The organism is Mycobacterium saskatchewanense, assembly GCF_010729105.1.
GTDB lineage: Bacteria > Actinomycetota > Actinomycetes > Mycobacteriales > Mycobacteriaceae > Mycobacterium > Mycobacterium saskatchewanense.
This window is the reverse complement of the sequence record NZ_AP022573.1, coordinates 658,500-677,898: the sequence shown is the minus strand read 5'-3', so window position 1 is coordinate 677,898 and position 19,399 is coordinate 658,500. Positions and strand designations below refer to the sequence as shown.

At 68.4% G+C, this 19,399-nt stretch carries 21 protein-coding genes and 1 pseudogene; 12 read left to right on the top strand and 10 right to left on the bottom strand.

Features of this window, described 5'->3' with window-relative positions:
- Positions 1-43: 43 nt before the first annotated feature.
- The 4 genes from G6N56_RS03050 to G6N56_RS03035 all read right to left on the bottom strand — a co-directional run bounded on the left by G6N56_RS03050 (position 44) and on the right by G6N56_RS03035 (position 2,515).
- The gene (locus tag G6N56_RS03050; RefSeq protein ID WP_085256746.1) at positions 44-409 is read right to left on the bottom strand and encodes a carboxymuconolactone decarboxylase family protein; all 366 of its coding nucleotides are present in this window, start codon (positions 407-409) and stop codon (positions 44-46) included.
- 17 nt (positions 410-426) lie between these two features.
- Positions 427-849 (bottom strand): DUF302 domain-containing protein, encoded by a 423-nt coding sequence (locus G6N56_RS03045; protein ID WP_085256747.1) that lies wholly within the window; start codon positions 847-849, stop codon positions 427-429.
- Between the two features lie 37 nt (positions 850-886).
- Positions 887-1,156, bottom strand: a complete 270-nt coding sequence (locus G6N56_RS03040) for a metal-sensitive transcriptional regulator (RefSeq protein ID WP_085256908.1) — start codon at positions 1,154-1,156, stop codon at positions 887-889.
- A 114-nt stretch (positions 1,157-1,270) separates the two neighbouring features.
- Positions 1,271-2,515, bottom strand: a complete 1,245-nt coding sequence (locus G6N56_RS03035; protein WP_085256748.1) for a CaiB/BaiF CoA transferase family protein — start codon at positions 2,513-2,515, stop codon at positions 1,271-1,273.
- A 266-nt stretch (positions 2,516-2,781) separates the two neighbouring features.
- Here G6N56_RS03035 and G6N56_RS03030 point away from each other — a divergent pair, with 266 nt between their 5' ends.
- The 8 genes from G6N56_RS03030 to G6N56_RS02995 are packed head-to-tail and all read left to right on the top strand — an operon-like array spanning position 2,782 to position 11,427.
- A complete protein-coding gene (locus G6N56_RS03030) occupies positions 2,782-3,645 on the top strand; it encodes a mycofactocin-coupled SDR family oxidoreductase (protein ID WP_085256749.1) in 864 nt (287 codons plus the stop codon).
- A gap of 59 nt (positions 3,646-3,704) precedes the next feature.
- Positions 3,705-4,652, top strand: coding sequence for a thiamine pyrophosphate-dependent dehydrogenase E1 component subunit alpha (locus G6N56_RS03025; protein WP_232069427.1), 948 nt, complete (start codon positions 3,705-3,707; stop codon positions 4,650-4,652).
- A gap of 2 nt (positions 4,653-4,654) precedes the next feature.
- Entirely contained in the window at positions 4,655-5,665 is a 1,011-nt protein-coding gene (locus G6N56_RS03020; RefSeq protein WP_085256751.1) for an alpha-ketoacid dehydrogenase subunit beta, read from the top strand.
- Complete coding sequence (locus G6N56_RS03015; protein WP_085256752.1) at positions 5,658-5,894, top strand: biotin/lipoyl-containing protein; 237 nt, start codon at positions 5,658-5,660, stop codon at positions 5,892-5,894. Before G6N56_RS03020 ends, G6N56_RS03015 begins: the two co-directional genes overlap by 8 nt.
- A 16-nt stretch (positions 5,895-5,910) precedes the next feature.
- Complete coding sequence (locus G6N56_RS03010; protein WP_085256753.1) at positions 5,911-6,783, top strand: enoyl-CoA hydratase/isomerase family protein; 873 nt, start codon at positions 5,911-5,913, stop codon at positions 6,781-6,783.
- Positions 6,784-6,793: 10 nt separating this feature from the next.
- Positions 6,794-8,320 (top strand): acyl-CoA synthetase, encoded by a 1,527-nt coding sequence (locus G6N56_RS03005; RefSeq protein WP_085256754.1) that lies wholly within the window; start codon positions 6,794-6,796, stop codon positions 8,318-8,320.
- A 15-nt stretch (positions 8,321-8,335) separates the two neighbouring features.
- Complete coding sequence (locus G6N56_RS03000; protein ID WP_085256755.1) at positions 8,336-9,730, top strand: aromatic ring-hydroxylating oxygenase subunit alpha; 1,395 nt, start codon at positions 8,336-8,338, stop codon at positions 9,728-9,730.
- Positions 9,727-11,427, top strand: coding sequence for an FAD-binding protein (locus tag G6N56_RS02995; RefSeq protein ID WP_085256756.1), 1,701 nt, complete (start codon positions 9,727-9,729; stop codon positions 11,425-11,427). Before G6N56_RS03000 ends, G6N56_RS02995 begins: the two co-directional genes overlap by 4 nt.
- Positions 11,428-11,512: 85 nt before the next feature.
- On the opposite strand, the gene G6N56_RS02990 is transcribed toward G6N56_RS02995, so the two are convergent.
- Together G6N56_RS02990 and G6N56_RS02985 are read right to left on the bottom strand one after the other, a co-directional pair.
- Complete coding sequence (locus G6N56_RS02990) at positions 11,513-12,349, bottom strand: enoyl-CoA hydratase-related protein (RefSeq protein ID WP_085256757.1); 837 nt, start codon at positions 12,347-12,349, stop codon at positions 11,513-11,515.
- Positions 12,350-12,501: 152 nt separating this feature from the next.
- On the bottom strand, positions 12,502-13,053 hold the full coding sequence (locus G6N56_RS02985; protein WP_085256758.1) for an SAM-dependent methyltransferase: 552 nt from the start codon (positions 13,051-13,053) through the stop codon (positions 12,502-12,504).
- A 12-nt stretch (positions 13,054-13,065) separates the two neighbouring features.
- On the opposite strand from G6N56_RS02985, the gene G6N56_RS02980 reads away from it, so the two are divergent.
- Positions 13,066-13,701, top strand: a complete 636-nt coding sequence (locus G6N56_RS02980; protein ID WP_085256759.1) for a TetR/AcrR family transcriptional regulator — start codon at positions 13,066-13,068, stop codon at positions 13,699-13,701.
- 124 nt (positions 13,702-13,825) lie between these two features.
- Here the strand turns inward: G6N56_RS02980 and G6N56_RS02975 are convergent.
- Positions 13,826-14,578, bottom strand: a pseudogene (locus G6N56_RS02975) (hypothetical protein); the annotation flags it as partial.
- A 234-nt stretch (positions 14,579-14,812) separates the two neighbouring features.
- Between G6N56_RS02975 and G6N56_RS02970 the strand changes: the two are divergent.
- From G6N56_RS02970 to G6N56_RS02960, 3 genes are all read left to right on the top strand, one after another.
- A complete protein-coding gene (locus tag G6N56_RS02970) occupies positions 14,813-15,484 on the top strand; it encodes a TetR/AcrR family transcriptional regulator (RefSeq protein WP_085256909.1) in 672 nt (223 codons plus the stop codon).
- Positions 15,485-15,635: 151 nt separating this feature from the next.
- The gene (locus tag G6N56_RS02965) at positions 15,636-16,067 is read left to right on the top strand and encodes a hypothetical protein (RefSeq protein WP_180150543.1); all 432 of its coding nucleotides are present in this window, start codon (positions 15,636-15,638) and stop codon (positions 16,065-16,067) included.
- Between the two features lie 62 nt (positions 16,068-16,129).
- Positions 16,130-16,759 (top strand): cutinase family protein, encoded by a 630-nt coding sequence (locus tag G6N56_RS02960; RefSeq protein ID WP_085256761.1) that lies wholly within the window; start codon positions 16,130-16,132, stop codon positions 16,757-16,759.
- A gap of 34 nt (positions 16,760-16,793) precedes the next feature.
- Here the strand turns inward: G6N56_RS02960 and G6N56_RS02955 are convergent, their stop codons facing one another.
- The 3 genes from G6N56_RS02955 to G6N56_RS02945 all read right to left on the bottom strand — a co-directional run bounded on the left by G6N56_RS02955 (position 16,794) and on the right by G6N56_RS02945 (position 18,915).
- On the bottom strand, positions 16,794-17,171 hold the full coding sequence (locus G6N56_RS02955; RefSeq protein ID WP_085256762.1) for a DUF5073 family protein: 378 nt from the start codon (positions 17,169-17,171) through the stop codon (positions 16,794-16,796).
- Complete coding sequence (locus G6N56_RS02950) at positions 17,171-17,956, bottom strand: heavy metal-binding domain-containing protein (protein ID WP_085256763.1); 786 nt, start codon at positions 17,954-17,956, stop codon at positions 17,171-17,173. The genes G6N56_RS02955 and G6N56_RS02950 overlap by 1 nt, the downstream gene beginning before the upstream one ends.
- Before the next feature lie 68 nt (positions 17,957-18,024).
- Entirely contained in the window at positions 18,025-18,915 is an 891-nt protein-coding gene (locus G6N56_RS02945; RefSeq protein WP_085256764.1) for an SDR family NAD(P)-dependent oxidoreductase, read from the bottom strand.
- Positions 18,916-19,399: the final 484 nt, after the last annotated feature.

The window sequence follows — 19,399 nt, the reverse complement described above, 5'->3', positions numbered from 1 at the left end:
CAATTCATGACGTTCGTCGACTGCGCGGAGCGTGGAACGGCGGCTAGGACTGCGGTGTGGCTGTCTCGGCGAATTCGCAGAAGGCCGTGTATGCCCGGGCGCCGTAGATGGTGGCGGGGCCGCCGTGCATGAGGAAGGTGACGCCGATGGCCTCGGCGGCCTCCTCGGGGGTGGCCCCGGCCCGCGCCGCGGCCTGGGCGTGCGACGCGATGCACCCGTCGCATCCCTCGACGACCCCGATCGCCATCGCGATGAGCTCTTTCATCTTGCGGCTGAGCGCGCCATCGGCGAGGGCCGCACCGCTCAGGGCGGCGAATCCCTTGTAGACCTCGGGGATCTGCTTGCGCAGCGCGCGGTGCTGGGGCAACAGGCCGTCGAGGACCTCGTGGTGGTGCTGGTGGTCCGACACGTCGGATTCCTCCCGAGCTATTCGCCGGCGGCGACGGGGGCGTCGCGGCGCAGCGAGTCGATGGCCGCCTGCAGCTTGGCCGTGACCTCCTCGGAGACCGGGCGCAGGCCCGGCTCCCCGGTGACCTCCACCAGCATGGCCGGGTTCATCGCCTCGACGAGCACGGCGCCGGCATGATCAGGGTCGGTGCGCACGACGACGTTGCACGGCAGCAGCAGGCCGATCTGGCGATTCGCGTCGATCGCGCGGTGCGCCAGCGGCGGGTTGCAGGCCCCGAGGATCAGGTAATCCTCCATGTCGTGGCCCAGTTTGGCCTTCAGTGTCGCCTTGACGTCGATCTCGGTCAGCACGCCGAAACCCTGCTCCGCGAGGGCCGCACGCGTGCGCGCGACCGCGTCGTCGAACGAGGTGGTCAGCGACGTCGAGATGCCCAGGTTCATGGCATTCCCCTTTCCGTCCGGTTCTCCGGCGGCCGCCTCAGGCGAGCGCCAGGAACAATTTCTCCAGTTCGGCTTCGCTGAGCGGAGCACCGCCGTCAGCCGTGCTGCCCGTGACGCATTCCTTCAGGCCGGTTGCGACGATCTTGAAGCCGGCGCGGTCCAGCGCGCGCGACACCGCGGCGAGCTGGGTCACGACCTCCTTGCAGTCGCGACCCTGTTCGATCATCGAGATCACCCCGGCAAGCTGTCCCTGGGCCCGGCGCAACCGGTTCAGCACGGCGTCGATGCTGCCCTGATCACCAATCACTGCGTCCTCCATCCATGTCGACTTACCGCCATAGTACCCAGGGGGGTATCCCGACCGCAGCCGCGAATATACCCCTGTGGGTATATTTTGTCACTAACGCCAGCGGCGCGGTCGCTAGAGGACGGCGCCGAGGTCCTTCGCCCGGGCGATGTCGTCCCAGTCGACGTCGAGCTCGAGCAGAATCTCCTCGGTGTGCTGACCGTGTTCGGGGGCCCGCGCGGGGCCGGGCGGGGTCTCGTTGAATTGCACGGGCGCGGCGACGATCCGGTACTCCTCGCCGTAGTCGTCGACGTTGGTCACCACATACCCGTTGGGTTCGACCTGCGGGTCGTTGAGGGTCTCGCGCGGGGTCGCGAGGGCGCCCCACACCCCGGGCTCGTCTTCGAGCACCTTCTGCCAGTGCGCGAGGTCGTGGCCGGCGAATGCGTCGTTCAGTATCTGGGTCGCCGCGGCCGCGTTGGCGATCAGGTTGCTCGACGGGACGAACCGCTCGTCGTCCGCCAGCTCCGCGAGGCCCATGCGTTGGCAGAAACCGGCCCAGAACTTGTCGGGCTGCAGAAAGACCAGCTGGATCCACCTGCCGTCCTTGGTCTTGTACCTGTTCACGAGCGGGTTGATCGCCAGCCCGGGCGGGGCGCCGGGGATACCGTCGATGTCGAAGAAGTCGGCCGCGCAGATCGACGGCGCGATCGCCCACATGGCCTGGGACAGCAGCGAGGAGTCGACGATCGTCGCCTCGCCGGTTCGCTCCCGGTGGAACAGCGCGGCACACACGCCGCCGGCCAGCGTCGCTCCTCCCTGCAGGTCGCCGAACGCCGGCCCCTGGACGGCCGGGTTCTCCGAGCCGAACGGCGTCAGCGTGTACGCGACGCCGCCGCGCGCCAGGTACGTGGCCGCGTCGAAACCGCCGCGGTCCCGGTCGGGGCCCCGCACCCCCAGTCCCGTCCCCCGGGCGATGATGATGTTCGGGTTGAACGCCCGGATGTCGTCGACGGTCAGCCGCGCCCGCTCGAGCGCGCCCGGTAGCCAGTTCGTCAGGAAGACGTCGGCGCTGGCCAAGAGTCGGCCGAACAGCTCGCGTCCCAGTTCCGACTTGATGTCGAGGGCGATGCTGCGCTTTCCCCGGTTGCCCAGTTCGAGGATGAAGTCGGCGTCCGGGCGGGCTGTCTCGCGGGTGAAGCCGCCGACCACCAGTGCGCGCCCGGGATCCCCGAAGGCGACGCCCTCGACCTTGATCACGTCGGCGCCCCAGTCCGCCAGGGCGGCACCGGCGGACGGCACGTACGTCCACGAAGCGAGCTCGACGACGCGGACGCCCTGCAGGACGCCGTTCGGGACGCCCCGGTGTACATCCGGCATCGCAACCCCCTCGGGTTCATTCCTTGCTATTTTAGATATTCTAGCTACTGTAAGGGATATCGATAGCCCCGCTGCAGGCCACGGGTGGTTTTTCGCGGAAGAGATGCGATGGAGCCGATCATCGGACCGACCCGAATCCCCGATGCGGTGGGCGCGCACGTGCTGGCGCCGCTGCGTCCGAACCATCGGTGTGGCCGCGAATCCCCCTGGGGCACAACGGTACTAGTGGTGCCCGTTCGCGTGGGGGTGGCCACGAAGGGCGGACGATGGGCAGGGTAACGGGCAAGGTCGCCGTGATCAGCGGGGCCGCCCGTGGTCAGGGACGCTCCCACGCGCGCATGCTGGCCGCCGAAGGCGCCGACATCATCGGGGTGGACCTGTGCGCCGATATCGAGACCAATCAGTACCCGCTGGCACGGCCGGAGGACCTCGACGAGACCGCGCGGCTGGTCGAGAAGGAGGGCCGGCGGGCCTACACCGCGGTCGCCGACGTCCGCGACCGCGTCGCCCTGGCCGCCGCGATTGACCGGGGCGTCGCCGAGTTCGGCCACCTCGACATCGTGGTCGCCAACGCCGGCATCTGCCCGCTGACCGCCGGACTGCCGCCCCAGGCGTTCGCCGACGCGGTCGATGTGGACCTGATCGGCGTGCTGAACCTCGTGCACGCCAGCCTCATGCACCTGCGGGCGGGCGCGTCGATCATCGTGATCGGATCCAACGCGGCCTTCATGTCGTCGATGAACACCACCGGCATCGACGGCGGACCCGGGGGCGCCGGCTACGCCTTCGCGAAAATCGCTGCCGCGCACTACGTCAACGACTTTGCCCTGGCGCTGGCCCCGTTCTCCATCCGGGTGAACGCGGTGCATCCCACCAATGTGAACACCGACATGCTGCACAGCGCCCCGATGTACCGGGCCTTCCGGCCCGACCTGAAGGAACCGACGCGCGCGGACGCCGAACCCGTCTTTCCGGTGGTGCAGGCGATGCCCATCCCCTACGTCGAGCCCGAGGACATCAGCGAGGCCGTGCTGTTCCTCGCATCCGACGCGGCGCGCTACATCACCGGCCAGCAACTGCGGGTGGATGCGGGCGGCTTTCTCAAAGTGAAGCCGTGGTCGGGTGCATGAGTGGCGCCGTGACCGAACGCGTTTCCGGCACCGGAGCCGAGCGTCGCCTGTACGAGCTCATGGTGCTTATGAAGGCGGCCGACGACCGGCTGTCCAAGGGCATAGGCACCGGCGAATTCATGTGCGTGTACTGGCCGTCGCGCGGGCAGGAGGCCATCGCCGCAGCGATGGGGGTGAGCCTGCGGCCCGACGACCAACTGGTGACGACCTACCGCGGGCTGCACGATCTCATCGGCAAGGGCGTCCCGCTCGAGGAGATCTACGGCGAGATGATGGGGCGCTCCGTCGGGGCGAGCCGCGGCAAGGGCGGAAGCATGCACATCGCCAATCCCGGCAAGGGGGTGATGCTTTCGACCGGCATCGTCGGCGCCGGGCCCCCGGTTGCCGTGGGACTTGCGATGGCCGCGAAACTCAAGGGCCTGGACCGCGTCACGGTGGTCAGCTTCGGCGACGGTGCGACCAACACCGGCTCGTTCCACGAAGCGGCCAATATGGCCGCCCTGTGGGATCTTCCGCTGGTCTTCGTCTGCCAGAACAACCAGTACGCGGAGATGACCCCAACTTCGGACACCATGAAGATCGAACACGTGGCCGACCGGGCGGCGGGCTACGGAATGCCCGGTGTGCGCGTCGACGGCAACGACCCCCTGGCGGTGAAAGCTGCGCTCGACGAGGCGCTGCACCGGGCGCGCTTCGGCCCCGACGGCGGAGGCCCGACCTTCCTCGAGTGCGTCACCTTCCGCTTCCGCGGTCATTACTTCGGCGACCGAATGCCCTACATTCCCAACGAACAACTCGCCGCGGCGATGGCGGCCGACCCGGTGCCGCGGTTCCGCGCCCGGCTGGCCGAATCCGGTCTTTGTGGCGAGGACGAACTCGACCGCATCGACGCTGAGGCGCGGGCGGCGGTCGAGATCGCGCTACAGACGGTCATGAGCGCCGACTCGGCATCGATCGACGAACTCGACCGCGACGTGTACGCGACCCCGATCGGTTTCCCGGTGTGAGCATGCAAGAAGAAGAGATGACGATGCGCGAGGCGCTCAATCTCGCGCTCGACGAGGCGCTGCGGTCCGACGACCGAGTCTTCCTGCTGGGCGAGGACATCGCCGATCCCGGGGCCTCGGGCCCAACCGCGGGGTTGTCGACGAAGTACGGTCACGACCGGGTGCTGGACACGCCGATCTCCGAAGCCGCCATCGTGGGCGCCGCCATCGGCGCGGCGATCGACGGCCTGCTGCCCGTCGCCGAGATCATGATCATGGATTTCATCGGCATCGCCGCCGACCAGCTCATCAACAACGCCGCCAAGCTGCGGTTCATGACCGCCGGCAGAACGACGGCCCCCATCACCATCCGCACGCAGGTCTACGGGGGCCTGGCTACCGGCGCCACCCATTCGCAGAGCCTTGAAGCCTGGTTCATGCACATCCCGGGGATGAAGGTGATCGTGCCTTCCACCCCGCGCGACGGCAAAGGCCTGCTCACGGCCGCGATCTTCGACGAGGACCCCTGCCTGTTCGTCGAGACGATCCGGCTGCAAGGCAAGAAGGGTCCCGTCCCGCTGGAGCCCGGATTCGCAATCCCGCTGGGCCGCGCCGACGTCAAGAGGCCGGGCACCGACGTGACGCTGATCGGCTACGGGCGCAGCGTGCACGACGCGCTGGCGGCCGCGGCCACGCTGGCCGAACACGACATCAGCGCGGAGGTCGTCGACCTGCGCACCCTGGTCCCGCTGGACGTCGAGACGATCGTCAATTCCGCCCGGCGCACCAGAAGAGTCGTGATCGCCCACGACGCCGTGCAATTCGCCGGCCCGGGCGCCGAGATCGCGGCGATCCTGCACTCCGAGCTGTTCGGCGAACTGGCCGCGCCGGTCCAGCGGGTGGCGCCCAGGTTCGTGCCAACCCCCGCGGCGGCCGCGCTTGAGGCGCAGGTGTATCCGTCGCCGGCCCGGATCGTCGACGCCGCGTTCGCCACGTTCCAGGACACCCGCGATCGCGCCAAAATCCATGGCTGACTTCGTGATCCGCATCCCGCGCGTGTCGGTCGCCGTCTCCGAGGCCGAGCTGACCGGACTGCTCGTCGATGCCGGCGAGCATGTCGAGGAGGGCACGCCGATCTACGTGATCGCCACGGAGAAGGTGGAACAGGAAATCGAAGCCGGCGCATCGGGCACCGTGCAATGGACCGGCCAGGTAGGGACCGTCTACGACATCGGCGCCGAAATCGGCGTCATCATGTCCTAACGAAAGGTGAGCAGACATGGATCTCAACGAGACCCGCGAGAGAATCATCTACGAAAAAGAAGGCCCCATTGCGCGCGTCACGCTGAACTGGCCGGAAAAGGCCAATGCCCAGGACCAGAAGCTCGCCGAAGAAGTCGACGCCGCCCTCCTGGATGCCGACCGTGACTACGACATCAAGGTCCTGATCCTCAAGGCCAACGGCAAAGGCTTCTGCTCGGGCCATGCGATCGGCAACAACGCCGTCGACTACCCGGCATTCGTGGAGGGCGCCAAGGTGATGGGGACGCCGTGGAAGCCGCAGACCGACCTGTTCGTCAAGCCGGTGCTCAACCTGTGGGAGTTCTCCAAGCCGACCATCGCCCAGGTGCACGGCTACTGCGTCGGCGGCGGCACCCACTACGGGCTGACCACCGACATCGTCATCGCGTCCGAGGACGCGTACTTCTCCTACCCGCCGCTGCAGGGTTTCGGCATGCCGTCGGGTGAATGCTCCATCGAGCCATGGGTTTTCATGAACTGGCGGCGGGCGGCCTACTACCTGTACCTCGCGGAGGTGATCGACGCGAAGAAGGCGCTGGAATACGGCCTGGTCAACGAGGTGGTGCCCCGCGAGCAGCTGGGCGACCGGGTCGAGGCCATCGCCCGGCACATCGCCCAGGCGCCGATGACGACCCTGCTGGCCACCAAGGCCAACCTCAAACGCGCGTGGGAACTCATGGGCATGCGGGTGCACTGGCAGAGCTCCAACGACCTCGTCGCGCTCGCGTCGATCAGCAAGGACGTGCAGGAGCTCATCCAGACGGTGTTCAAGGACAAGGTGCTGCCGTCCGAGCAGGCCCGGCGCCAGGCGGCCGCGGCCGCAGCGACCGACGGCGCCGCCACCTCCTGACGGTCCCCCGGTGAACATCACCGATCACGCCGCCGCGGCCCCCGACGCGCCCGCCCTCGTCGTCGCGGACGGCGACACGATCTCGTATTCCCAGCTGTACGAGCGGAGCCGGCGGGTCGCGGCGCTCCTCTACGACGCCGGCCTGCGCCGCGGCGACGGCGTGGCCCTGGTGCTGCCGAACCGGCCGGAGTTCTTCGAGATCGCCTGGGGCTGCCAGCTTTCCGGGCTGTACTACACCGCGGTCAACACCCACTTCACCCCGGACGAGGCCGCTTACGTCATCGACGACTCCGACGCCAGTGCGCTGTTTGTGGACGCCTCGACGCCCGACCTTGCAGAACACCTGGCGCGGGCGGGCGTCAAAGCCCGCTTCAGTCTGGGTGCCCGACTGGCGGGCTGGTGCGGCTACGAGGACGCCGTCGCCGGGGCGGGCGCTCCACCCCCGCTGTCGGACGGCTCGGAGATGCTCTACTCGTCGGGAACGACGGGGCGGCCCAAGGCCGTTCGGCGCCCGCTGCCGACCGACGGCAACGGATCCTGGGCGCAGGCCGTGCTCGAGCTGGCGCTCACCCACAAGTACGGGATGGAGCGCGACAGCGTGTACCTCTCCCCCGCTCCGCTCTACCATGCGGCCGGGGTCAACTACACCATGGCGGTCAACCGCGTCGGCGCCGCGTCGATCATCGTGCCCAGGTTCGACGCCGAGACCGTGCTACGGCTGGTCGAAACGCACCGGGTCACCCACGCCCAGTTCGTCCCGACGATGTTCGTGCGGATGCTCAAGCTGCCCCAGGCCGTCCGGGACGCCTACGACGTCTCCAGCCTGCGCTGCGTGATCCACGCCGCCGCGCCGTGCCCGGTCGACGTCAAGCACCGAATGATGCGATGGTTCGGGCCGATCATCCACGAATATTACGGCGGCACAGAGGGATTCGCCGGGACCACGATCGGGCCCGAGGAGTGGCTGGCCCATCCCGGCTCGGTCGGCAGGCCGATGTCACCCGTCCACGTCATCGGCGCCGACGGCGACGAGCTGCCGCCCGGCGAGCCGGGCGAGCTGTACTTCGAGGGCGGTCCCGCCTTCGACTACTTCAAGGACCCCGCGAAGACCGCGTCGGTGTCGAACGACTGTGGCTGGCGCTCGCTGGGTGACATGGGCTTCGTCGACGAGGACGGCTACCTGTACCTCACCGACCGGTCGACGTTCATGATCGTCTCGGGAGGGGTGAACATCTACCCGCAAGAGGTGGAGAACCTGCTCGTCATGCATCCCAAGCTGGCCGACGCCGCCGTATTCGGCGTGCCCAACGACGAGTTCGGCGAGGAGGTCAAGGCCGTGGTGCAGCCGGCGCCGGGCGTCGTGGCCGGACCCGGTCTGGAGGCCGAGCTCATCGAGTACTGCCGACAGCACCTGGCCGGGTACAAGTGTCCCCGCTCCGTCGACTTCGACATCCTGCCGCGCGACCCGAACGGAAAGCTCTACAAAAGGCGCGTGCGCGAACGCTACTGGCAGGGGCGGACTTCACGGATTGTGTGAACGAAGGATGGCGCGATGGTGGTAGACCGGGGTTCGGTGCGGCCCGAGGCGAATTGGGCACGGCGGCCCGTGCCGTGGGCGGTCCGGGCCGCCGACCGGATTCCCAAGCAGCGGTACTACGACGCCGAGTTCTACGCGCTTGAGGCGGAGCTGTTCTGGCCACGGGTGTGGCAGATGGCATGCCGCCTCGAGGAGATTCCCAGGCCGGGCGACTACGTCGAGTACGAGATCCTCGACCAGTCGATCGTCGTGGTGCGGGTCGACGACGACACCGTCGGCGCCTACTACAACGCGTGCCGTCATCGCGGCGTGAAACTGGTGCAGGGCAACGGCTCCGCCGGTGCCGGGCGCACCCTCGTGTGCCCGTTCCACGGCTGGTGCTGGAACGTCGACGGGCGCAACACGTTCGTGGCGCGGCCCGAGGCCTTCGCCGAGGGCAACATGCGCCCCGACGACCTCCGGCTCGTCTCGGTCCGGTGCGAGCTCTGGGGCGGCTGCGCGTGGATCAACCTGGACGACGGCGCGCCCGCGCTGCGGGACTGCCTCGAGCCGTTCGCATCGATCTACGACGCCTGGAAGGTCGAGACGCTGCGCACCGAATGGTGGCAGTCGTGTCGGCTGCCGGTGAACTGGAAGCTCGCCACGGCGGCGTTCATGGAGGGCTACCACGTCCCCCAGACCCACCCCCAACTGCTGCCATCCGCGCGAAACGGCGGCCCGGCACGGGACACCGTGCACCCCGTCGTCGCCAGCAGCCTGTACTTCATGCGCACACTCGGCACCGGGATGGGTGGCATGACGCACGAGAACGACATTCGTATTGCCGAGGGCCTGCAGACGATCGCGCTGCCGCCGGACCCGGCCGAGGCGATGACCGTGTGGCGCGGCGCCCTCAACGACGCGGTGGTCGGCTGGCACCGCGCCCGCGGCAGCAACATGCCCGACCTCAACGATCTGGTCCGCCGCGGGATCACGGACGCGATCGGGTTCTGCTTCCCGCACTACTTCATCCTGCCGACCTACAGCAGCGCATCCTCCTACCGGATTCGCCCGCTTGGTGCGGAGGAGACGCTGTTCGAGATCTGGTCTCTGACACGACTTCCCGGCGACGCCTCCGCGGGCCGGCCCACCCCGCCGCAGCCCATGGCGCCCGACGATCCGCGTTGGCCGCCGATCCCCGCGCAGGACTTCTCCAACCTGCCCCGCCAGCAGAAGGGGCTGCACTGCCGGGGTTTCGAGTACATGCGGCTGTCGGATCAGCTCGAGGGACTGATCTCGAACTTCGAGCGCGTCGTCGACGGGTTCCTCGCGGGCCTGCCGCACGAGCGGCTGGTGCCGGCGATTCAGAAGACCAACACGACCATCGACGTGCCGATCGCGGACCTGGGTTTCGGGGCGGGGGCGCGATGACCACCCACTGGGACCGCTCCGTCGACCTATTGATCGCCGGCAGCGGTGGCGGCGGCATGGTGGCCGCGCTGGCCGCGCTGGACGGCGGCATCGAGCCGCTGATCCTCGAAAAGCAAAGCCTCGTCGGAGGTTCGACGGGTCTTTCCGGGGGCATCGTCTGGCTGCCCAACAACCCGTTGATGCGCGCCGACGGCATCGCCGACTCGCACGAGGACGGCCTGGCCTATCTCGCCGACGTGGTCGGCGACATCGGCGCGCCGTCGTCACTCGCACGCCGCGAGATGTTCCTCACCGCGGGCTACGAGATGCTCACCTTCCTCATCCGCAGGGGTGTCCGCCTGATCCGGTGCGCCGGGTGGAGCGACTATTACCCGAATCACAAGGGCGGCAACGAATCCGGCCGCGCGGTCGAAGGGATCCCCTTCGATGCGGCGGAACTCGGGGTCTGGAGCGACAAGCTGCAGCCGGCGCTGGCCAAGAACTATGGCTTCGCGGTGCTGACCAACGAACTCCGCTCGGTGCAGTACTTCAACCGTTCGCCGCGCGCGTTCGCCGTGGCGAGCAAGGTCTTCCTGCGCACCGCCGCCGCGCGAATCCGTCGGCGCCAGATCCTGACCAACGGCGCCTCGCTCATCGGTCAGATGCTCAAGGCGCTCATCGAACTCGGCGATGGGCAGCCGCCGCTGTGGACCGACGCCGCGATGGAGGATCTGATCGTCGAGGACGGGCGGGTCGTCGGAGCGCGGGTATCCCGCGCGGGTGTGACCCTGAACGTCGAGGCGCGCAAGGGCGTCCTGCTGGCGGCGGGCGGGTTCGGCCACAACAAGGAGATGCGCCGCCGGTACAGCGGCGACCAACCGAACGACGCGCAGTGGTCGATCGCCAACGCCGGCGACACCGGTGAGGCGCTGCAGGCGGCGATGCGGCTCGGCGCGAAGACCGATCTGCTCGACGAAGCCTGGTGGCTGCCTTCGGTGTTCATCCCCAACGGCGGCGCCGCGGCCGCGTCGCTGGGATCTGGCCGGCAGCGGCCCGGCGCCATCTACGTCGACTCCACGGGACGCCGGTTCTGCAACGAGTCCAATTCCTACGTCGAGGTCGGCAAGGCGATGTACGCCAACAAGGCGGTGCCGTGCTGGATGGTCTTCGACGACGGTTACGTGCGGCGGTACGTCACGAGCGCGAACCCCTTCAAACGGAGTCAAGGGTTGCCACCCGGGCTGAGCGAGACCGGCGCGGTCAAGACCGGCCACACCGTCGCCGAGCTCGCCGATCGCATCGACCTGCCCGCCGACGAGTTGGCGCGGACCATCCAGCGGTTCAACCACTTTGCCGCCAAGGGGCTGGACCCGGACTTCGGGCGTGGTCAGTCGGCATACAACGATTGCCTGGGCGACCCCGGCTACCGCCCGAACGCCGCCGTCGGCCCGCTGGACCGAGCGCCGTACTACGCGACCCGGGTCTTCCCGGCGGATGTGGGGACCTGCGGCGGCGTCGTCACCAACGAGCACGCCCAGGTGCTCGACGAGCAGGACCTGGTGATCGAGGGCCTGTACGCCACCGGTAACACGACCGCAACGGTGATGGGCCGCACGTACCCCGGCGCCGGGGCGAGCATCGCCAGCTCGATGGTGTTCGGCTACGTCGCCGCCAGGCATGCCGCCGGGCGCAGGGTCGCCGGCGAGCGCAGCCGGTAGTTGCCGAGCGCAGCCGATATTTCCCCGAGCAGACGCAAAAGCATGCCGACACGCCGTGCGGCGGGGGCTTTTGCGTCTGCTCGCGCTAGGAATTCTCGTCGCGCTCGACGAAGTCGCGCGGTTTCATGCCGGACTGCTTGAGCTCGGCCCGCCGCGCCTGAACGTCGGAGGCGGCTCCGACCATGTTGGTCAGGATGTGGCTGACCTGTAGGTGAACCCGCATGCCCATCAACTCCCAGGCCCGCTTCACGTTGTTCTTCACGGCCATCAGCGTGGTGAGCGGGATCTGCGCGATCCGGCGGGCCATGTCCTCGACGGTGTCCTCGAGGTCCTCGCGCGGCACCACCCTGTTGAGCAGGCCCCAGTCGAGCGCCTGCTGCGCGGACAGCGTGGGCGCGAGCAACAGCCAGTCCATGGTGCGGTGCCAGTTCATCATCAACCACGGCTCGATCATGGTGTGCCCGCCCGGCTCGCCGAGGCTCTGGGCAAGCGGCATCTGGAAATACGCGTCCTCGGACGCCACGCAGAAGTCGGTCAGCAGCCCGAGGTAGATGCCGCCGCCCATGCAATAGCCGTGAATCTGCGAGATCGTCGGCTTCGGAAACTCCCACAGGTACAACGTGGGCCACAGGAACAGGTCCGCGGTGCCCTTGTAGAGGTCCTCGAACGTGTTTCCGAAGTCCGGGTAGGGGTTTTCGTCGGGGCCCCAGCGGGCCACGTGGCCGCCGCAGAAGCCCTTGCCGTTGGCCTTGATGATGACGACCTTGATCTCGTTGTCCCGGTCCGCCTCGCGCAGGCATCCGTCGACCTCCGTAACCAGCACCGCGTCCTTGGTGTTGGCCTTGTCAACCCGATTCAGGATGATCCGGGCGATCGGCGGTTCGCGTTCGTAGATGATCGCTTCCAGCACGCGACGCTCCATGCCACGTGACATTACCGGACGACGGCTCTCCCCTGGGCGATTACCGAAAACCGCCGCCATTTCGCATGATTCCGCGTGCAGGGGCCAGCGCCCGGGCACCGCGGACTATGGCCGGGATTACGAATCACGTAACAGCACAGAGACTTTGGCCATCACCGTGACGCGCGCGCCAGCAGCCACGCCTGGCCTTGTCCTTCGCCGGAGTCGATCGCCTCGAGATCGGCGAATGCCGCGGCCAGCTCACCCGGCGCCGCGCGAAACGGCCCCGGAGCCGCGCCCACTTCGCTGAGCACGGCGATCGCGAGCAGGCCGCCGGGCGCCAGCCGATCGCGGATCGGCCGGTCCAGGCGGGCGTCGCGGAACCGGTGGCACACGATGACGTCAACAGGCGCGCCGGCCGGCAGCCCGCGGTCGAGATCGACGACGTCGAACCGGCACCGCTCGCCGACGCCGGCACGGCGGGCGAGATCGCACGCCTGGCTCACGGCCACCGGCGAGACGTCGAGCCCGTATACCTCGAGGCCCCTCCGGGCGAGCCACACGCCGGCCAGTCCTTGCCCGCACGCCACATCCAGGGCACTTCCCACGGTGGGAAAGACGTCGGCGTGGCGCGCGAGGGCGCCGGGCGGGCCGACCGCGCCGAGCGGGGGCGGCCCCTGGGCCGTGTAACGCTGGTCCCACCGCCGCCGGTCGTCCTCCGCCATGTGCGCCACCCTATGACCGAGCCGCGGGCCGCGCCGGCGGCGTCTCCCTACACTGGACCGGTGTCCAAAGTGTCCGCGGCCAGTACCGCCGCCGTTGCGGGCCGCCGGGCGGATCGGCGGCCGGGGCAGACCATCCGGAAGGTCCTCGACGCCGGCCTCGACGAGCTGCGCGAATCGTCGTACGCGAAGCTGACGATGCGCGCGGTCGCCACCCGCGCCGGCGTGTCACCGGCCAGCGCCTACACCTACTTCCCGTCGAAGAGCGCGCTGGTCGCGGCGGTGTACCTGCGCTTCCTGCGTGACCTGCCGCTGCACACCGATGTCAACGAGACCACCGAAGCGCGCGTCAGCGCGACCCTGCGTGATATGGCGGTCATGGTCGCCGACGAGCCGGAGCTGACGGCCGCCTGCGGGGCGGCGATGATGGCGGACGACCCGGCGGTCAAGCCCATCCGGGAACAGATCGGCGACGAGGTGGCCAGGCGGATCGGCGCCGCGCTCGGACCCGGTTGGCCCCGCGCGGTGAGATCGACCCTCCAGATGACTTTTGCGGGCGCACTGATGACGGCCCGGTTCGTCACCTTTCCCGAGATCGCCGGGCAGCTTGACGAGGCCGTACGCCTCATTCTGCGGGCCGCTAAGGAATGAATCATGTGCTGCCGCAAGCGGTTTGGTCGGCCGCTGATGGACCAGCTGTTGGCTGCCGAGCGCGGCCGAGGGCGCACCTGCGGCGAAGGCCAGCTGCTCGGCGTGGCGATCGAGCGAGTCGTCCAGTTTGTCCGGGGTTGCGCAGCGGTTCGGGCCGGCGGCTGGAAATCGCGGTGCGCCAACGCAACTTATCGCCATGCTCCACCACCAAGTCGAGGAACGCGTCGACGGGATGAACGCCGCAGCGATCCAGACCCACTTGCCCGAACGACTACCCCACCGCCGATTCGTCGGGCAGGCGACGATCTCGGCGCCGCATTAATCGCGGTGCCACACCCGGGGCCGAATCTCTTGTCGCAGTCCTTGCAGAACCAGCGACGATATTCCTCGGTGCGCAGCAACCGGTTGCGGTCCACCTCGTCCTGCAGGTGCAACGCCGCGGCGCCGGCGCCGAACTCCTCGAAGACCACCAACGAGTTTGCGTCGGCGTACACCTCGAACGGCACCGGCGGGTGCTGCCAGCGGAAGTCGGCGTCGAGCGCGTTCACCGTCCGCGCGAGCGCCTCCATCACGTAGATGGCCGGCGGCAGGGCTTTGATGTCAGGCCCGAATTGCAGAATCTTGTTGCCGCGCCCCAGGATAGCGTTCAAGCGGCGCAGTTCGCGCGGCCTGGCGTACGTCGAGGGCGGCGTGCGTGTCCTGCAGACCTCACCGTCGAGCTTGCCGGACAACAACTGCTGCGAAGACACGCCGACGAACCCTTCGCCGAGTGCTCTTCGAGCATCGAGTCCATGCGCCTCAATTCCGCCGCCGAGGGCCGGACGTCATTGAGCGTTGCCCGGTCCAGGCCCATGACGGCGGCCCGCATGTCCAGGTGCGCGCCGAGCAGAGGTGTTCGGTGGCGTGGCGCACCATCGACCGTCGGTGATCACCATGTCGTAGCGCATTACTGGCCTCTTCGTCCCCGGAGCCGCCGCGGGCGGGTGGTCGCCACCCCAAGCTGCGGTGTCATACATACGCTCGGCGCGGTGTTCTGCCATGGTCGCAGCGCCACCAGTGGAGCGCTGCTGATCAGCATTGAGTGCCACTCGCGGACGTTATGATCCAGCGCATGCGCAGCCACGGATGGGCAGGCAACACGCCCGCCTCCGACGAGGAGGCGATCACGCGCATCCTCGATGCCGCCGACCGGATCATCGCCGAGTGCGGCTCGGCGATGCGGATCGCGGACGTCGCGCGGGCACTCGGGGTGACGCGGCAAACCGTCTATCGCTACTTCCCCGGAACCCAGGCGTTGCTCGTGGCAAGCGCCATGCGATCGGCCGACGGGTTCCTCGACCGCATGGCGGATCACCTCAAAGGCATCACCCATCCGGTCGTGGCGCTGACCGAAGGCATGGCATTCGCGATCGAGGAACTGGCCTCGGACAACCAGGTCCAAGTCGTCCTGAATCAGCGTCACCGCGGCGGCCAAAAGGTCAGCATCATCTCCGACACCGCGCTGGCCTTCGGTCGGTCGATGTTGCACCGCTACGACATCGACTGGCCGCGTTATGGCTTCGATGAGGCGGGCCTCGACGAACTGAACGAGTTCTGCCTGCGGGTGTTGCATTCGTTCCTCGCCGACCCCGGACGGCCGCCTCGAAGCGGTTCCGACCTACGGCGGTATCTGTTGCGCTGGATCGGCCCGGCGATCGCCTATCCGCAAATCGCACGCGCTACCGACCCGCTCCGGGGGGCGGAGCCCACACAGGCGCGCCGCCGCCCGTCAAAGGCGTCCTGACCATACAGATCGCGCGTCTCGTCCTGGATGGTTGATCGGGTGACACGGTTCGGCGATTCTCAACGGGCCGGCGTTGACGACGACCATAGGAGCGAACGTGGTGGGTCTGGGACAACTCGCGCTGAACAGCGCCCCCGTCTTCGGTGGAGCGATGCTGGCCATCGCGGCCGGTCAATTCAAGGGACCCGATTACCGTGGCGTGATCAAACAGGACATGGACCTGCTCGACCGGCTGCCTCCGGAGGACACCCAACGACGAGCCGATCTGCAACGCACGATCGATGAGCGCATCGACGACCTGGTCGACGCAGCCGACAGGAGCCGTGCGTTACGGAAAGCCGCGCTGTCGTACCGGGGGAATTGGCGCGATGCGGTCCTCTTCCTGTGTGTCCTGTTGTTCACCATCATCTGGTGGGACGTCGACCACAGCCGCAGCAATTGGTTGCCAATGTTCGTCGTGTTGATTCTGCTCTCGATTGTGGCCGCCGCCTACGCATTCCGCGGCGTCCTGAGTTCCGCCAGTTCGTTCGTGCACCGGCAACGCGGGGGCGTGCGGGCCGAATCGCTCGAGGAGCGGCCGTAACCCTCCTGTGACAAGATTTCGGCGTGATACCACGTCCCCTCATCGGTCTCGTGTGCGCCGCGATGGCGCCTCTCGCGATGCTGCCGATCGCACCCGTCCCGTCGGCTTTCGGCGACCCGTGCCCCGACGTCGAGGTGGTGTTCGCCCGCGGCACCACCGAGCCGCCGGGTGTGGGGCACGTGGGACAGAGTTTCGTCGACACGCTGCGCTCGCACGTCGGAGGCAAGTCCGTCGGCGTCTACCCGGTGAACTACCCGGCGACGACCGATTTTCCGACGGCCGTCGACGGCATCAGCGACGCCGGGTCGCATGTCGAGCACATGGCGGCGACGTGTCCCCGCACCAAGATGGTGCTCGGGGGCTACTCCCAGGGCGCGGCCGTGATGGGCTTCGTCACGTCCAGCGCCGTCCCGGAGGGGGCGCACCTTGTGGCGGCGCTGCAGCCCATGCCGACCGACGTCGCCAACCATGTCGCCGCCGTCACGCTCTTCGGGAAGCCGTCCAGCCAGTTCATGAGCATCATCAATGAGCCGCCAGTGACGGTGGGCCCGCTCTACGCGCCCAAGACCATCGAGTTGTGCGTGCCCGGCGACCCCATTTGCACCGGCGGTGGCGACGTCACAGCACACCGCCGTTATGTGGAGGCGGGGATGGTCGACCAGGCCGCCGATTTCGCCGCCAGTCGCCTCTGACCGGCACCGCGCCGAACTGTTTCCTAATAGCGTCCTAATAGCGCGGCGCGGTTTCGAGTACCTCGAGAGCCGCATCGATGTTGGGGATGATCGGCGGGCCGTAACTGCTCACCAACTGTCCGAGTGCGCGCGCGATGTGCGGACCGACCGCGCCGGCGGCGAGCACTTCCTCGGCGAGCACGACACCGCCCACCACGTGGGCTGCGCGAAGGCGCCCGTCGGGCGTGACCTCGTACCGCCAGTCGCCGATCTGGATGCGCTCCGGTTGCGACCGCAGAAGTCCCCGCCGGGCCGGCGTCACCAGGACTCCCGGGACGCCGCAGAACACCCTGACCACCATGCCGACTCCACCGGGACCGCCCAGCGCCGCCCCGACGGCGCCGCTGACCCGGTCGTAATCGAGGCTCGTCATCAATCGCTCATCGGCAGGACGAACGACGGCGTCAGCGTCTGCCCCTCGCCGGTGCGGCGCACGGCCGTTCCCGCGACGTAGAACTCGACCGTGTGGTGTCCCCACGCATAGTTGGAGATCGCGAAATGCACGCCGACGACGCCGCTTCCGCCGTCCCGCTCGGCTTCGCCCTGCATGCGCGACATCGCCAGCTCGCGGGCTTGGTAGTTGCCCTGCGTCCATTGCGGCATCTCGGCGTTCCTCCCGACCTGGCTAAGCGTGCGCAGGAACCCTTGCACCGCAACGTGAAACACGCAGTTTCCCATCACGAAAGCAACCGGGGCGTAGCCGGACCGCAACAGCGTCGTCAGATCCTGTCCGGACAGGTGGCTGGTGAAGGCCTGGCCGTTGGCCCGGCGGTACGCCCCCGGCTTCTGGGCGAACCGCACCGCGGTGCCGACGGCGATGAACTCGAGGTGTTCGCCCTCGCCCTGATGGCGCCATTCGAGGCGGACCCCCACCACGCCGTCCGCGCCGAGCGAGTCGGCCTCGGCCTGCATCCGCGACATCGCGTTCCAGCGCGCACGGTAGGTCGCCTCGGTGAGCACCGGCAACTCGGATTGCTGCCGGATCCCGGTGAACTGGTAACCCACGTGGTAGACCGAAACACCCATCACCAGTTCGATGGGTTCGAACCCCGCCCCGTGCAGCAGGGCGAATTCGTTGATCGAGAGGTCGGACGTGAACACCTTGCCGGCGTGGGACAGGCGTTCGCTGGCAACGGGGTCGAGCGGATTCGGCTGCATTGTCACCCTCCTGCGGTTCTCGGGTCAGCGTAGGCCGCGGGACCGCCGCGCACACCCACTCCCGCCGTTCACGGCCCCGGCGCGGCGCCGCCGATCTTCTCGTGCAGCTCGTGGATCGACCACGGAGCGGCGCGACGGTGATCGCGGTATGCCAGCACCCGCGGTGTCGGCCGGTCGAAGCTGCCGACGAATCCGCCTGCGGCGACGAACATCCGGCCCGTCACGTCGCGCGCCAGATCGCTGGCCAGGTAGGCGTAGAGCGGCGCCACAAAGGAAGCGGGAGCGCCGTCGAGCGACGCGCGCATCGTCAGCTCGTCGAGCAGTCCCCGGCGGTGGAGATCCTCGATGTGGCTTTCGTAGGCCGGACCGGTGGAGAGCCGCGTCCTGGCGCCGGGGCAGACCACGTTGGCCCGCACCCCGTAGGCCTTCAGTTCGGCCGCGACGGCCATCGTCAACGCGTTGACGGCGCCTTTGCCCGCGGGATAGCCCGTGCCGCCGTAGTCGCCGAGGAACGCCACCGAGCCGGTGTTGATGATCGCGCCCCGCCCCCGCTCTGCCATCACCCGGGCGGCCGCTCGGCACGTCTGGAAGGCGGTGCCGAGGTGGGCGTCGATGAGGCGGTCGAACTCTTCGGGCGGGATGGTGAGGATCGACGAACCGGGCGGTTCGGCAATCCCCGCGCAGTTGACGAGGATGTCGAGCGTCCCGAACGCGCTGAGGCATTCGTCTACCAGGGCCGCGGCCACCCGGCCGTCGTTCGCGGGCCCTACCACCCCGGTCGCGCGACCGCCGGACGCCCCGATGGCGGTGATGGTCTCCCCCACGGCTTCGGCGTCTCGGCCATTGACGACCACCGCCGCGCCCAGGCGGCTCAGCTCCTCGGCCACGGCCCGCCCGATTCCACGGCTGCCGCCGGACACCACCGCGCCCCGTCCGCGCAGAAGATCGGATCCGCTCATCGGCGTCTCCCAGAGGCGCTGCGCGATAACGAATTCCGACCAAGGCGGTTGGATCTCGCCCCCGGTCGGCTATTCGGCATCAGCCGACACTACCCAGCCGACGCGCGGATGAGAACCGGGGGCGGGTTCCTCTCCGGCCGATCGCCGCCGGGCTACGAGCGATGATTTGCTGTCGAGGCTAAAAGAGGGCGATCGAATGGCAGGCCGTAGTTAGAGTTAGCTATCGCGTGGCCCGGCGGCCCTGGGCCGCCCGGGGCCGATCTTTCGGTGACCAATCGCGATGTCAGGTGCGGAGGCGTATAGTCGCAACTGAAGTTCGTTGAGGACTTGTCGCCGTTTAGCTCAAAGCGGCCAGCCAGCCGCACGGCTGCTGGGCTTGGAATGGCTCCGGCGATGGCACTCCGAAGTCACCGAAGTCACCCTCCCCGCCTGCCTGTGCGCTGCAACACCCGATCCAGCTCTGACACGGGTGCAGAGAGGCGAC